This window comes from Nocardia iowensis, assembly GCF_019222765.1.
In the GTDB taxonomy this organism is placed as follows: Bacteria; Actinomycetota; Actinomycetes; order Mycobacteriales; family Mycobacteriaceae; genus Nocardia; species Nocardia iowensis.
In genome coordinates this window covers 4,174,116-4,188,939 of the sequence record NZ_CP078145.1, presented here as the reverse complement: position 1 = coordinate 4,188,939, position 14,824 = coordinate 4,174,116, and the positions used below count along the sequence as shown (strand labels likewise).

Genomic DNA, 14,824 nt, shown 5'->3' with positions numbered 1-14,824 from the left:
GTTTTGCGGTGTGAGCCAGTACGCGAAGTCGACGGCTAGTACCTACGAGCTACCTCATCTGGACGCGCTCGAAGCCGAGTCGGCACACATATTCCGTGAAGTAGCGGCAACATTCGAACGCCCGGTGTTGCTGTTCTCCGGCGGCAAGGACTCGGTGGTGATGCTGCATTTGGCGGCCAAGGCCTTCTGGCCCGCGCCGCTGCCGTTCCCGGTGCTGCACATCGATACCGGGCACAACTTCGACGAGGTGATCGCCTACCGCGACGAGACGGTCGCGCGGTTCGGACTGCGGCTGGTGGTCGGCAAGGTACAGGACGATATCGACGCCGGGCGGGTCGTCGAGGAGACCGGCCCGCGCGCCTCACGCAACCGGCTGCAGACCACCACGCTGCTGCGTGCTATCCAGGAGGGCTCGTTCGACGCGGTCTTCGGCGGCGCGCGGCGCGATGAGGAGAAGGCGCGCGCCAAGGAGCGGGTGTTCAGCTTCCGCGACGAGTACGGCCAGTGGGATCCGCGTAGCCAGCGACCCGAGCTGTGGAATCTCTACAACGGCAGACACCGTGCGGGCGAACACATTCGAGTGTTCCCGCTGTCGAACTGGACCGAGCTCGACATCTGGACCTATATCGCGGCCGAGGGCATCGAGCTGCCGCCGCTCTACTACGCGCATCGCCGTCCGGTGGTACAGCGCGACGGAATGTTGTTGGCGCACACGCGCTTCCTGCAGCTCCTCGACGGCGAGCAACCACAGGAGACGACGGTGCGGTTCCGCACGGTCGGCGACGCCACCTGCACCGGCTGCGTCGAATCGACCGCCGCCACCCCCGCCGAAGTGGTCATGGAGGTGGCCGCGGCCAGGGTGACCGAGCGTGGCGCCACCCGCGCCGACGATCGAATCTCCGAGGCGGGCATGGAAGATCGCAAACGAGAGGGCTACTTCTGATGACCGCAACCCTGCTGCGCCTCGCCACCGCCGGCAGCGTCGACGACGGCAAATCCACCCTCATCGGCCGCCTGCTCTTCGACTCCAAGACGATCTTCACCGACCAGCTCGCCGCGGTGGAGCGGACCAGCCGCGACCGCGGCGACGACTATCCGAACCTGGCCCTGCTCACCGATGGACTGCGCGCCGAACGCGAACAGGGCATCACCATCGACGTGGCACATCGCTATTTCGCCACGCCCCGACGGAAATTCATCATCGCCGACACCCCCGGCCACATCCAGTACACCAGGAACATGGTCACCGGCGCGTCCACCGCCGACCTCGCGCTGATCCTGGTCGACGCGCGCAAGGGCGTGCTGGAGCAGACCCGCAGGCACGCGTTTCTCGCCAGCCTGCTCGGCATTCCGCACCTGGTGCTGTGCGTCAACAAAATGGATCTGGTCGACTGGTCACAGGCGAGGTTCGAGGAGATCCGCACGGAATTCGCGCAGTTCGCCGCCAAACTCGACATCCACGACCTGACCTTCGTCCCGATGTCCGCGCTGGACGGCGAGAACATCGTGCACCGCGGCGCGAGCATGCCGTGGTACGAGGGCACTCCCCTGCTGCACCATCTCGAAGAGGTGCACATCGCCTCCGACCGCAACCTGATCGACGCGCGGTTCCCGGTGCAGTATGTGACCCGCAGGCACGCCCAGGATTTCCGCGGCTACGCGGGCACGGTAGCGGGCGGGGTGTTCAAGCCGGGTGACGAAGTCGCGGTGCTGCCTTCGGGATTCACCACGACCGTCGAGGCCATCTGGGGTCCGGGCGGCACCCCGGTCGCGGAAGCCTTTCCGCCGCAGGCGGTGACCATCCAGCTCGCCGACGACCTCGACGTCTCGCGTGGCGACATGATCTGCCGCCCGAGCAACCGCCCGACCGCCGGGCGCGATCTCGACGCGATGGTCTGCTGGTTCGCCGACGAGTCACAGCTCACCCCCGGCAGCACCTACACCATCCGGCACACCACCCGCACCGCCACCGTCGAAGTGCGGACCCTGGACTACCGGCTGGATGTCAACACGCTGCATCGTGACGAAAACGCGGAATCGTTGTCCCTCAACGAAATAGGTCGTGTCCAACTGCGCACCCGCCAGCCACTGTTGTTCGACCCGTACCGCCGGAACCGATTCACCGGCAGCTTCATCCTGGTCGACGACACCACCAACAACACCGTCGGTGCGGGCATGATCACCGGTCCGAGTCTCCCCTCATCACGCGTGGTCTGGCAGTCCACCGCTGTCGGCCGGGACGAGCGGGCGACCCGCGGCCTCACCGTCTGGCTGACCGGCCTGTCCGGGTCCGGAAAGTCCACCGTCGCGGTCGAACTCGAACGCCGCCTGGTCGCCGCGGGTCGCCCCGCCTTCCTGCTCGACGGCGACAATCTGCGCCACGGACTCAACGCCGACCTCGGTTTCAGCGCCGCCGACCGGGTCGAGAACGTCCGCCGCGTCGGCGAAGTCGCCCGCCTGTTCGCCGAAGCCGGTGTGGTGGCGGTGGTTTCGCTGATCAGCCCGTACCGCGCCGATCGTGACCGGGTACGTGCGGCTCACCTGGCGGCAGGCATCCCGTTCGTCGAGGTCTTCGTCGACACCCCGTTGGAACTCTGCGAATCCCGCGACCCGAAGGGCATGTACGCCAAGGCCCGCGCCGGTGAGATCCGCGGCTTCACCGGCATCGACGCCCCCTACGAGGCACCCACCGAGGCCGAGCTCGTCCTACGCCCCGACGACGGCGACCCAGCGGCCATGGCGGCAACCATCCTCACCCGGCTCACTGTTCTGGACTAAGCCGACTGAGTGGCACACGGCGGCGGGGCATCCCGAGAAGGGCCCGCCACCGTGTGCCGCTCATCCGGGTCAGATCAGAGTGCGGAAGAACTCGCGGACGTCAGCTACCAGGAGGCCAGGAACCTCGAGGGCGGGGAAGTGACCGCCGGAGTAGAACTCCGACCAGTGGGTGATGTTGTGCGCCTTTTCGGCGAAGCGGCGGATGGCGTAGTCGCCGTCCTTGAAGACCGCGACGCCGGTCGGCACGGCGCCCTTCGGTGCCGGCGCGAACATGGTCGCGTCGTGGAAGCGCTCGTAGTAGTAGTTCGCCACGCTGCGCGCGGTGTCGGTGAACCAGTAGACGCTGACGTTGGCCAGCATCCGATCCTTATCGATCGCCTGCTCGGGCAGTTCGTGTGCCTGGTCGACCCACTCCTTGTACTTCTCCACGATCCAGCCGAGCTGCCCGGCCGGTGAATCGGCCACCAACTGCGCGAGGGTATTCGGCCGCGACCCCTTCAGCTTCATGTAGGCCGAGCCGTCGTCCTGGAACTGCTTCATCCGGCCGAGCCGCTGCTTTTCCGCGTCGGTCAGCGCGGCCATATCGGCCGGATCGCCGGTCGGGAAGGTGACCAGCGCGTTGACGTGCACGCCGAGCACATGATCGGTGTCCACCCGGCCGAGTTGCGGGGCGATGAACGCGCCGTGGTCGCCGCCATGCACGCCGTAGCGGTCGTAGTCGAGCCGCGCCATCAGCTCGGCCAGCGCGGCCGCGACCCGGCCGTCGTGCCAGCCGGTCTCGGTGACCGGTCCGGCGAAACCGTGTCCGGGCAGCGACGGAATGACCAGGTGGAAGGCGGGTGCGTCGGCGGCGCCGTGCGCCTTGGGGTCGGTGAGCGGGCCGATCACGTCGAGGAAGTCGACCACCGAACTCGGCCAGCCGTGCAGCAGGAGCAGCGGGGTGGCGTCGGCCTCGGCGGAGCGGATGTGCAGGAAGTGCATGTTATGGCCGTCGATGGTGGTGGTGAACTGCGGGTATTTGTTGAGCTCCGCTTCGACCGCGCGCCAGTCGAATTTCTCCGCCCAGTAGCCGGCGAGTTCCTTCAGGTACGCGGTCGGCACGCCGCGCTCCCAGCCGGCGCCGGGGAGGTCGTCGATCCAGCGCGTGCGGGCCAGCCGGTCACGGAGGTCGTTCAGGTCGGCCTGCGGAATCTCGATGCGGAAGGAGCGGATCTCGTTGTTCGTCATGCCAGTAATACTTCGGGTAACGAGGGGGTCGGCGAATCACGAGAATTCGTTATCTCGGGCAGAACTACGTCTTTACGCACGACGCTGTGTCTTTACGCTCGACCCTGTGTCTTTACGCACGAGCCTGTGGTCTTTCCGCACGAGCCTGTGCTTTATGCGCCCGGTGCATGGACTGGCGTGAACCGTCCGGTCCGGGCATGATCGCGGAGTGGTGAGCCTTCCCGTCTGTGGTCCCTTTGTCGGGCGGGCCGCGGAAGTATCGGCGCTGCGGGACGCCTACCAGGATCCGGCGGTGCACACGGTGCTGATCGCCGGTGAGGCCGGGCTCGGCAAGTCCCGGCTCGTCGCCGAGTTCACCACGCGGCTCAGCGCGGACACGGTGATCCTGCTCGGTCGGTGTCCCGAATTCGGCAACGACGGTGTGCCGTTCGCACCGTTCGTCTCGGTCATGCGGGCGCTGGTGCGGCAGCTCGGGGTGGACCGGGTGGCCACACTGCTTCCGGTCAGCCGTCCGGCGTTGTCACGGTGGCTGCCCGAGCTGGCGGCGCACGCGGGTTCGGCGGAGCCGGACACCGATCGGATCCGGTTGTTCGGCGAGATCCTTACCGTGCTCGAACAGCTCGCGGTGCGACAGCCGGTGGTCGTGGTGCTGGAGGACCTGCACTGGGCCGATGACTCGAGCCGTGAACTGCTCGCCTTTCTGGTGGCCAACACGGCGCAGTGCGACCTGCTGCTGGTCGGCACCTACCGCCCAGCCGATTCCGCGGCGATGCGCAGCCTCGTCGCGGGCCTGCGCCGCGACCCCGGTGTGCGATTGGTGGTTCCGCAGCCGCTGACCCGGCACGAGGTGGGCAGGCAACTCGCCGCACTGTTCGGGCGCGAACCCGAGCCCGGGACGATCGCGCGAATCTTCGAACGCAGCAAAGGGATTCCGCTGTTCGTCGAGGCGCTCAGCAGCTCGCCCGACGAGACCCCGGCCGATCTGTCCGAGCTGCTACTCGGTTACCTGACCGGGTTACCGCCGGAGACGAAGGCACTGCTCCGGCTCGCCGCGGTCGCGGGATCGCCGGTGCGGCACGCGTTGCTCGACTCGGCCACCGAACTCGACGAGGACAGGCTGCACCACGCGCTGCGTCAGCTGATCGATCAGCAGGTGCTCGTCGTACACGACACCGGATACGAGTTCCGGCACATCCTGATTCGCGACGCCGTATACGATCACCTGTTGCCGATCGAGCGGAAGCGACTGCACGCCAAGCTTTCCCAGGCACTGCGCACGTCGCCTGATGCCCAGCACACGGGCGAGCTGGCCTATCACGCCCACGCCGCAGGCGATCTGCCGCTGGCCTTGGCGGCGTCCTGGAGCGCCGCCGCGACCGCGGAAGCCGTTGGAGCGCACCGTGAACGGCTGCGTCACCTCGATCGCGTGCTCGAACTCTGGGATCGGGTACCGGATGCGGCGGCTCGGATAACCACCGAACGTCTCGACGTGCTCGAGCAGGTAGTAGAGGCGTGCTACCAGGGCGGCATCGTCGAGCAGGGCATCACGGCGGCGGATGAGGCGTTGCTGCTGATCGATATCGGCAGCGCACCGCAGCGCGCGGCGCGTCTGTTCTACTACCGAGCCGGGCTGAAGAACCACAGCAGCAACGGGGGTGACGACGATCTGCTGCACGCGTTGGCATTGCTGCCCGCGGACCCGCCGACCGTGTTGCGGGGCGAGGTGCTTGCCGAACTCGCCGCCGCCCGCGTCTTCGGCGGTGACGCGGCAGCGGCCGAACGCGACGCGCTGGCCGCCGTCGAGGTGGCCGAGCAGGTCGGGGCCATGGCCATGGCCGCCCGCGCCTACGCCTATCTCGGCCTGGCTACCGCGGCCCGATCCGATACCGCCATAGCTTATTTCGAGAAGGCACACGCTGCCGCCACGGTCGCCGCTGACCCGCAAACGATGGTCACCGTGGCGCTGTGGGAGTCGGCGGTGCTCGTCGCGGCGGGTGATCATGTCGCGGCTATCGCGGCGATCCAGCAGGGGCTCCGCGCGGCTCACGAAACGTTCCGCTTCGTCGAAGCCGCCCCTATCCTGCTGGTCAAATGGGCGCAGGCATTGACCGCGCTCGGCCGGTGGCCGGAAGCGCTCGACCTCATCGATGAATCACTCACCGAGCAGCTGCCACCCTTGAGCAGGGCCGCCCTGCTGCTAACGCACGCCAGAATTGTACTGGCCCAGGGTGATTCCACTGCGGCGAGGACCAGTGCGGATGGCGCGGCCGAGCTGGTGAGCGACGGGCCGTGGGCGCGGCAGTACCAGCTCCAACTGCGCACCGTGCAGTGCGCTATCGCCTTGGACCAGCCGCAGCGCGCGGCCGACATCGCCGTGGCGGCGCTGGCGGCTGAGGATCTGGACGCGCACCACCACGAGGTGTGGCCGCTGCTCGTCCTCGCTGCCCGTCTCGCGGAAATACCCATGGACCTCGACAAGCTCGTCGCTTCCCTGCCGGTGACCACCGCTGTGGACACGGCCAATCGCGCCGTCTTCGCCGCTACCAGCACCGACGGTCCCGCCGGGTGGCACGACGCCGTATCCGCGTGGCGCGCACTGCGACAGCCGTACGAGCTGGCGCTCAGCCTGCGCTACTGCGCCGAAGCCGAACTGGCGGTGGGCAACCGGCCCGCGGCGCACACGGCGCTGCGCGAAGCCCATGTCATCGCAGCTGATCTCGGTGCCACTCCCCTGTCCGACGCGGTCCGCCGCATCGCCGACCGGGCCGGACTCTCCCTCTCCGGCGCCGCACCCGAACCGAACGCCGTGCGTCCGACCACCTTCGGTCTCACCCCACGAGAGCTCGACGTGCTACGCCTTGTCGCCAAAGGATTGAGCAACCGTCAAATTGCCGCCGAACTCTTCATCAGCGGCAACACCGCGGGCGTCCATGTCTCCCGCATTCTCACCAAGCTCGGCGTCGCCACCCGAACCGAAGCCGCGGCCGCCGCGCACACGCATCGCCTGCTGGAGACCGATCGGTGATCACTTCGGGTGGACCTTGAAGAAGTCCCACAGGAGATCGGTCGCGTCGACCCCAGCGTTCGGCTCGGAAAGGACGCCTTGCTCGGCACCGGCCCACCCGTGACCCATCTCCGGCAGCCGGTAGACGTGGACTTCGCTGCCGTCGCCACAGGTCGCCTTCGTCAGGGTGATGCCCTGGGCCAATGACGCGGGCGCGCCCGTGGGCGCGCAGGCAAGTCGCTGCTGCCACTGCGTGATTCCCGCGTCGAACTGGCTGATATAGCGGTCTTTGCCACCGAGGAAGGTGATCACCGAAACCGGGGTGGTCGGCTTGTAGGCCGCGTCCGCCGCTTTCGCACCGATGAAGCCCCCGCTGACCGGGGCGATGGCGGCGAAGGTGCCGGGCAGTTCGACGGCGAGCTTGTAGGACATGTCGCCGCCGTTGGACATACCGGTGGCATACACGCGCTGGGGATCGGCCTTCCACTGGGTGGTCATTTCGGCGATGACGGTTCGGATGAAGCCGACATCGTCCTCCGTGCCACAACAGACCAAAGCGTTGTATGCCGAGGAATAGCCCTCCGGATAGACAACGAGGAAGTTCTCCTTGTCCGCCTTGGCATTCAGCCCGGTAGTGGTGGCGATCTGTGCCGCGTCGCCGGGAAAGGAATGCATCGCGACGACCAACGGCAGCGAGGTGCTGTCGGCGTAGCTCGGCGGCGTATGCACCACATACGAGCGCTGCTTACCGCCGAATTCGAGGTTCACGGCTCGATCCTGACCAGGATTCTCGGTCGGTGGGATGGCCGCCGGGAGCGACGACAAAGGCTGAGTAGTCGTCGATGTCTCCGGAGTCGAGGAACCGCCACACGCCGTGGCGCCGAGGACACAGAGAACACTGGCTAGGGCGGCGATGTGACGAAGCCGACTCATCGAATCACTATGTCACGAAGTAGATTTCCGCGAGGCGAGACGAGATCAGCGGGACGCGTCAATTATCGCGGAGAGCGCGTCGGCCGTTCGCCGACAGAATGTTTCGGCGTCGTCGAGGCCGTGGGTCACGCCGCGGATCAGCGTGCGCGCGACGAGGATCTCGAAGACCAGGTCCGTTGCGGCGCAACGATCGGCCCCCTCGGGGATGGCCGGGCCGATCCGCTCGGCGAGGGCCTTGCGGGCGGGCAGGTCGGCGCGGTCGTGTAGGGCCCGATACCGGGCCGGGTCATCGTGATAGGCCGACATCAGCCCGGGAACGGCTGCGCGAGTGGCCGGCTCGGCGATGCGTTCGAGGAACAGCCGGGCCCACGCGGTCAGGTCGGCGTGCAGGTCGTCGGTTTCCGCTGGGAGCCAGAGGTTTTCGGAGCCGAAAACCGCGTCCTCGATCAACGCTTCCTTGCCGGGCCAGCGGCGGTAGATGGGTGCGGTGCCGACCCCGGCGCGGCGGGCGACGGCGGCGATGGTGACGTCCTGGTAGCCGACCTCGGCGAGCAGCGCCCGGGTGGCGTCGAGGACCGCGCGATCGATCTGGATATCACGGGGGCGGCCTGCGGCGGAGCGAGAATTCGCGGGGTCGGTGGATGTCACATGGCGCAGCGTACCGGGCCGGAATCGGCGAAAACAAATACGTTGCGATGTGCATCGTAATACATTGGCGGACAGCTCGATGAAGGGAATGCCCGTGCTTGTACCTGACGATGAAATGCTGTGCCACCAGCTGCCGACCACGTTCGACCATGTGTCGCAGAGCGATCTGCGCTGGACCGAGCGGGTGGTGATGTACGGCTTCGACACCTCCGGCGAGGTGAGCGTGATGACCGGCCTCGCCCGCTACCCCAATCGCAATGTGATGGACGCCTACGCGATGGTCACGATCGGCGGCAAGCAGGCGCGAGTGGTGCGCCTGTCCACCGAATACGGTGCCCCGCGTTCCGCATTGGGCTCATGGACGGTCGGGCCCTACACCTACGCGATCACCGAACCGCTGCTCGGCACGCGAGCGACGTTGGGCGCCAACGATCACGGATTGCGCATGCAGCTCGACTTCCACGGAACATTCCCCGCCTACGAGCAGACCCCGGCCTTCCACCGCTCCCGGGGTCGCGTGCGCGAGGACGCCCGTCGCTACTACCAGAACGGCACCGTCACCGGCTGGCTCGAGATCGACGGCAGGCGAATCGAGATCGACCCCGACCAGTGGTGGTTCGGCCGTGACCATTCCTGGGGCGTACGGCACGGTCCGGGCGGCGGCACCTTGGAAGAAGGCCGGGGGCTGCAACCCACCGAGGCGCCCGATGGCGTCCTCTACTACATGGGCATCTTCCAATTCGACGACCGGCTGGTGCATTTCGCGCAGCGGGAGACCAGCGCCGGGCAGCGCTGGCAGTTCGAGGGCGAGGTGCTGTACCCGCTCGCCACCGGACGCGCAGCGACGCCGATTATCGATGTCGAACACGAGCTCAGCTTCGAGCGGGATCTGCGCGTCGCCTCCGGCGGCACGTTCACCGTGCACCACGCCGACCGCAGCACGACGTCCATCGAGGTGCAGCCGACCTGCCGCTTCTGGCCCGGCCTCGCCGGATACGACGAATACCGCGGCTACGCCTCCGGCATGTGGCGCGGGACCTCGTTCAGCGACGAATTCACCGTCGACACCACCGATCTCGACCAGATCAGACCGGTCAGCTTCCTCAGCGAATCCCTGTGCACGGTGCGGATGGGCGATCAGGTGGGGCACGGCCTGCTGGAGATGGTCTTCGTCGGCAGCTATCCGCGTTACGGTTACCCAGGATGGTGAGCGCAATGCCCGATGGGACCAAGCGCCCGGCCCCCGAACACATTCCGCCGCTGCTCGAAGAGGTGATCCGGCACCGGCTGCCGAATGCCGGACAAGCCACCATCACCGGGTGGCAGCGGGCGGAGCAAGGCTTTGCCTCCGACACTTACCTTTTCACCGTCGAAGGCATCGATGGCGCGGACGAACCCCTCGGCTTGGTGTTCCGCAGGCCGCCCGAGGTGCCACTGTTCCCCGACTACGATCTGCGGCGCCAGTTCGTCCTGATGAAACGTCTTGCACCTACCGGCATTCCGGTTCCGACGGTGCGGTGGATCGATACCGATGCCACCGCCCTCGGCAGCCCCTACCTGCTGATGGATCGCATCGACGGCGGGCGGACACCGAGCGATGTACCGCCGTATCACGAATCCGGCATGTATCTCGAAGCGGCGCCGAAGGATCGGACGACGATGTGGTGGGGCTGCGTCGACACCATGGCCCGGCTGCACCTGCTCGACCCGGCGGCACTGCACCTGGACTTCCTGCGCCTCGACCGATTCGGCGCACACCCGGTCGAACAAGCCGTGAACTACCTCGACTGGGCCGTGCACTGGGCGGCGCCGCAGATACCCGACACCATCGAACGGGCACTCACCTGGCTCCGCGACAATCGCTACGACCCTGAGCACGTCACGCTCTGCTGGGGCGACTCCCGGCTGTCGAACATGCTGTACGACAACGACTACGCGGTGCTCGGCGCGCTGGACTGGGAGGTCGGCCACCTCGGCGACCACGAATCCGATCTGGCCTGGCTGCTCCTCACCGACTGGGTGTCCAGCGAATACCTCGGCAAGCCGCGCTTGCCCGGCACGCCGAGCCGCGAGGAAACCGTCGCACGCTACGAAGCCGCCACCGGCTGGCCGGTGCGTCGGCTGCGGTTCAACGAGATCCTCGGCGCGGTCCTCCTCTCCGTGGCGCTACTGCGCATATCGACCTACCTCGGCATGGGCGACCTGTCCGCGGTCACCGTCGCGCGGCTGGAGGAGTTGCTCGGGGAGTCGTGAGCGAGCGTCAGCGAGCGAGCCAAAGACACAGCGCGCCGGTAGCGCACGACGTAGCCGAGCGCCAGCGAGGCGGAGTCGTGAGCGCTACGGTCACGCTCTCTCGAGCGCGCCGGTCATTGGCGAGGCCGCGCGCCGGGCTTAGCCTCGGGGCACCGATCCGGACGGGCGGGGTTCGGCCGTGGCCGCATGCCGTCGTCGAGGGTGACAGAGAGCGGAGACATGGGACCACTGCACGGAGTGAAAGTCATCGAGATCGCCAGCCTCGCGCCTGGCCCGTTCGGCGCGATGGTCCTGGCGGATCTGGGCGCGGAGGTGCTCCGGGTCGATCGTGGCGGGAAACCCGGCGAGGGCATCGTCTCGCCGGAGGGGCCGCTCGATCGCGGAAAGCACAGCATCACACTGGATCTCAAGGACCCCGCCGATCGGGAGACACTGCTCGAGCTCGCCGATCACGCCGATGTGCTGATCGAAGGGTTCCGGCCCGGTGTCGCCGAACGCCTCGGCATCGGCCCGGCGGACCTGGCCACTCGTAACCCGCGCCTGATCTACGGCCGGATGACCGGCTGGGGCCAGGAAGGTCCGCTGGCCCACACCGCGGGCCACGACATCGACTACATCGCGATTTCCGGCGCGCTCGGTCTGGTCGGCCGCGCCGGAGAACCGCCGGTACCGCCCGCGAACATGCTCGGCGACTTCGCCGGTGGCGGCCTGCTGCTCGCACTCGGCGTGCTCGGTGCGCTGTACGAACGCGAACGTTCCGGCAAGGGGCAGGTGATCGACGCGGCGATGGTGGACGGTTCCGCCCTGTTCACCGCGTCCATGCACGGGCTGCATCACCTCGGCCTGTGGAACTTCCCGCGCGGCGAGAACATGCTCGACGGGGGCGCTCCCTTCTACGACACCTACGAATGCGCCGACGGCCAGTACCTCGCGGTCGGCTGCGTCGAGATCCCGTTCTACAACCAGATGCTGGCGATCCTCGGCATCGACGCCCCTGATCTGCCGTTCCAGCTGGACAAGAACGGCTGGCCGCGGCTGAAGGAGGTGCTCGGCGCCAAATTCAAGGAACGCACCCGCGATGAATGGGCCGAGGTCTTCGCGGGTTCCGATGCCTGCGTCGCGCCGGTCCTGAGCCCGTGGGAAGCCCACGAACACCCGCACAACCAGGCCCGCAACGCCTTCATCGAGGTAAATGGGGTCCGCCAGCCCGCCCCCGCACCCCGCTTCGACCGCACACCCGTCGACACTCCCGCCCCGCTGTCATCGGACCCGGAGCAGGTCCGAAAGCTGTTGTCCGGCTGGGGAGTGCACCCCGACCGGATCGCCCGCGTCACCAGCTGACCCGCCCCGGTTCGCTACCCACCCAACCGCCACCCCGCCGAGGGATCGCAGGGATTCGACACGCCTCACAGCGGCTACACCCGCTGTGGGCGCGGGCACTCCCTGTGAGGCGGTGTCGGGGTCGAGACGCCGCGCCGCTGTAAGATACAGTAGGTGGGACATGTCTCGAAAGGACGGCTGATGCGGTCTACGCTGCTTTCCCGGCGCGATCTCGATTTCCTGCTCTACGAGTGGTTGGACGTCGAGGGGCTCACCAAACGTGAACGCTTCGCCGATCATTCGCGCGAGACGTTCGACGCCGTGCTGGAGCTCAGCGAGCAGCTGGCCACGAAATACTTTGCGCCGCACAACAAGCTCAACGATGCGAACGAGCCGACGTTCGACGGCGAGCGGGTCACCATTATTCCCGAGGTGGGTACGGCGCTCGCGGCCTTCGCCAAGGCCGGACTGCCCGCCGCGGCAATGGATTATGAGCTCGGCGGGGCGCAGCTGCCCGCCACCGTCGCGCAGGCGAGCTACGCGTGGTTCCAGGCGGCCAATCCCGGCACCGCGGGCTACTCGTTCCTCACCGTGGCGAACGCGAACCTTCTTGTCGCCCATACCGGCCCGGAGTTCACCGAACGGTTCGTCCGCCCGATGCTGGAGGGGCGGTTCTTCGGCACGATGTGCCTGTCCGAGCCGCAGGCGGGTTCGTCGCTGGCCGATATCGTCACCCGCGCCGAACCGCAGGACGACGGCACCTACCGGCTGTTCGGCACGAAGATGTGGATCTCCGGCGGCGACCATGAACTCGGCGAGAACATCGTGCACCTGGTGCTGGCGAAGATTCCCGGCGGTCCGGCGGGCACCAAGGGCATCTCCTTGTTCGTGGTGCCGAGGTTCCTGGTCGGCGAGGACGGCGCGCTCGGCGAACGCAACGACATCGCGTTGGCCGGGCTCAATCACAAGATGGGCTTCCGCGGCACCGTCAATACGGTGCTCAACTTCGGCGAAGGCCGCTGGACGCCGGGCGGCGCGGCGGGCGCTGTCGGCTACCTGGTCGGCGAACCGCATCGCGGCCTCAGCTACATGTTCCACATGATGAACGAGGCGCGGATCGGCGTCGGCCTGGTCGCGACGGCGCTCGGCTACACCGGTTACCTCGAATCCCTCGACTACGCCCGCACCCGCGCCCAGGGTCGCGCGAAGCTGCCCGCCGATCCGTCCGCGCCGCAGCGCCCGATCATCGAGCACGCCGACGTCAAGCGGATGCTGTTGGCGCAGAAGTCCTACGCCGAAGGTGCGCTGGCGCTGGTGCTCTACTGCGCCAGACTGGTCGACGAACAGCACACGGCCGATTCCGCCGACGAGAAGCGGGCGCTCACGCTACTGCTCGACATCCTGACCCCGATCGCCAAGAGCTGGCCGTCGCAATGGTGCCTGGAGGCCAACAATCTCGCCATCCAGGTGCTCGGCGGCTACGGCTACACCCGCGAATACAACGTCGAACAGCACTACCGGGACAACCGCCTCAACCCCATCCACGAGGGTACCCACGGCATCCAGGGCCTAGATCTGCTGGGGCGCAAGGTAACCCAGCAGGGTGGTGCGAGCCTGCTCGCGCTCGGCGGTCGCGTCCAGGACACCGTTGCCGCTGCCCGCGCCGCCGGTGGCGAGGCGGCCGAGCTTGCCGGACAACTGGATTCGGCCTGGCAGCGGCTGGTAGAGGTGACCGCGGGCCTGTTCGCCGCCGGCGACTTCGAGGCCGCGCTGGCGAACAGTTCGGTCTATCTCGAGGCGTTCGGCCACATCGTCCTGGCCTGGATCTGGCTCGAACAACTACTGGCCACCGCCGATCGGTCCGGCGACTTCTACGACGGTAAGCGGCACGCGGCGCGATACTTCTATCGGTTCGAATTGCCCAAGACGGCACCGGCATTGGACCTGCTCGCCCGGCTCGACACCACTACGCTGGAGATGCGGGACAGCTGGTTCTGATTCGGTACATATGCCGAAGGATGTACCATTTGCCGATGACCACCCCCAGCCAGCGGACCACCCGCCCGCCAGGACGACCGGCGTCCGCGACCAGGGAAGAGGTCATCGGCCTGGCGCGCCGCGCCTTCCTGGCCGGTGAGCGGGTGGATATCCAGGCGATCGCCGCGGAACTCGGACTCAGCCGCGCCTCGGTCTATCGCTGGTTCGGCTCGCGCGAGGGCGTCCTCGGCACGGTCTTGGCCGGTGAGTTCGCCGCGCTGCTCACCCGCGCCGACGCCCGGCGACGCTCCACCGGCGCCCGGCGCATCCTCGACGTGCTGTACCGGGTCAACCGCTGGATGACCGACAACGTGCCGTTCCGGCGCTACTTCGAGAACGAGCCGCTGGCCGGACTGCGGATTCTCACCGCGAGCGACGGCCCGGTACAGCCGCTGGTGGTGGCCACCGTGCGCGAGCTCATCGCCCGCGCCGAACGCGAGGACGGCTACCGACCACCGGTCGAGCCGGATCTGCTCGCCTACGCACTGGTCCGCCTCGGCGAGGCATTCCTCTACAACGATAATGTCGCAGGCATCCGAGGGGATGTGGACCGGCTGCACGAGGTGCAAGCCGCGCTGCTCGGCATCCCCGAGGCGATCACCAGACCTTCCACGGGAAGCTGAC

The 14,824-nt window shown here is 67.6% G+C and carries 11 protein-coding genes; 8 read left to right on the top strand and 3 right to left on the bottom strand.

The genetic code is table 11. The features are described from left to right. The first annotated feature begins 10 nt into the window (after nt 1–10). The gene (gene cysD, locus KV110_RS19305) at nt 11–943 is read left to right on the top strand and encodes a sulfate adenylyltransferase subunit CysD (RefSeq protein ID WP_218477736.1); all 933 of its coding nucleotides are present in this window, start codon (nt 11–13) and stop codon (nt 941–943) included. Further along, on the top strand, nt 943–2,778 hold the full coding sequence (gene cysC / locus KV110_RS19300; RefSeq protein WP_218477735.1) for an adenylyl-sulfate kinase: 1,836 nt from the start codon (nt 943–945) through the stop codon (nt 2,776–2,778). Before cysD ends, cysC begins: the two co-directional genes overlap by 1 nt. A 69-nt stretch (nt 2,779–2,847) precedes the next feature. Here the strand turns inward: cysC and KV110_RS19295 are convergent, their stop codons facing one another. Beyond that, nucleotides 2,848–4,005: an epoxide hydrolase family protein gene (locus tag KV110_RS19295; protein WP_218477734.1), complete on the bottom strand. Its 1,158-nt coding sequence runs from the start codon at nt 4,003–4,005 to the stop codon at nt 2,848–2,850. Between the two features lie 208 nt (nt 4,006–4,213). On the opposite strand from KV110_RS19295, the gene KV110_RS19290 reads away from it, so the two are divergent. Continuing rightward, nucleotides 4,214–7,030 (top strand): ATP-binding protein, encoded by a 2,817-nt coding sequence (locus KV110_RS19290; RefSeq protein ID WP_218477732.1) that lies wholly within the window; start codon nt 4,214–4,216, stop codon nt 7,028–7,030. Here the strand turns inward: KV110_RS19290 and KV110_RS19285 are convergent, their stop codons facing one another. After that, nucleotides 7,031–7,777, bottom strand: a complete 747-nt coding sequence (locus tag KV110_RS19285; protein ID WP_246634638.1) for an extracellular catalytic domain type 1 short-chain-length polyhydroxyalkanoate depolymerase — start codon at nt 7,775–7,777, stop codon at nt 7,031–7,033. Between the two features lie 210 nt (nt 7,778–7,987). Beyond that, a complete protein-coding gene (locus KV110_RS19280) occupies nt 7,988–8,590 on the bottom strand; it encodes a TetR/AcrR family transcriptional regulator (protein ID WP_218477729.1) in 603 nt (200 codons plus the stop codon). Between the two features lie 94 nt (nt 8,591–8,684). Here KV110_RS19280 and KV110_RS19275 point away from each other — a divergent pair, with 94 nt between their 5' ends. The 5 genes from KV110_RS19275 (at nt 8,685) to KV110_RS19255 (ending at nt 14,823) form a co-directional block, all read left to right on the top strand. Further along, a complete protein-coding gene (locus tag KV110_RS19275; RefSeq protein ID WP_218477727.1) occupies nt 8,685–9,800 on the top strand; it encodes an Rv3169 family protein in 1,116 nt (371 codons plus the stop codon). 5 nt (nt 9,801–9,805) lie between these two features. Continuing rightward, on the top strand, nt 9,806–10,843 hold the full coding sequence (locus KV110_RS19270) for a phosphotransferase family protein (RefSeq protein WP_218477726.1): 1,038 nt from the start codon (nt 9,806–9,808) through the stop codon (nt 10,841–10,843). A 219-nt stretch (nt 10,844–11,062) separates the two neighbouring features. After that, the gene (locus tag KV110_RS19265) at nt 11,063–12,184 is read left to right on the top strand and encodes a CaiB/BaiF CoA transferase family protein (RefSeq protein ID WP_218477725.1); all 1,122 of its coding nucleotides are present in this window, start codon (nt 11,063–11,065) and stop codon (nt 12,182–12,184) included. A 180-nt stretch (nt 12,185–12,364) separates the two neighbouring features. Continuing rightward, entirely contained in the window at nt 12,365–14,161 is a 1,797-nt protein-coding gene (locus tag KV110_RS19260) for an acyl-CoA dehydrogenase (RefSeq protein WP_218477724.1), read from the top strand. Nucleotides 14,162–14,196: 35 nt separating this feature from the next. Beyond that, the gene (locus tag KV110_RS19255) at nt 14,197–14,823 is read left to right on the top strand and encodes a TetR/AcrR family transcriptional regulator (protein ID WP_246634637.1); all 627 of its coding nucleotides are present in this window, start codon (nt 14,197–14,199) and stop codon (nt 14,821–14,823) included. The last annotated feature ends 1 nt before the right edge of the window (nt 14,824 follow it).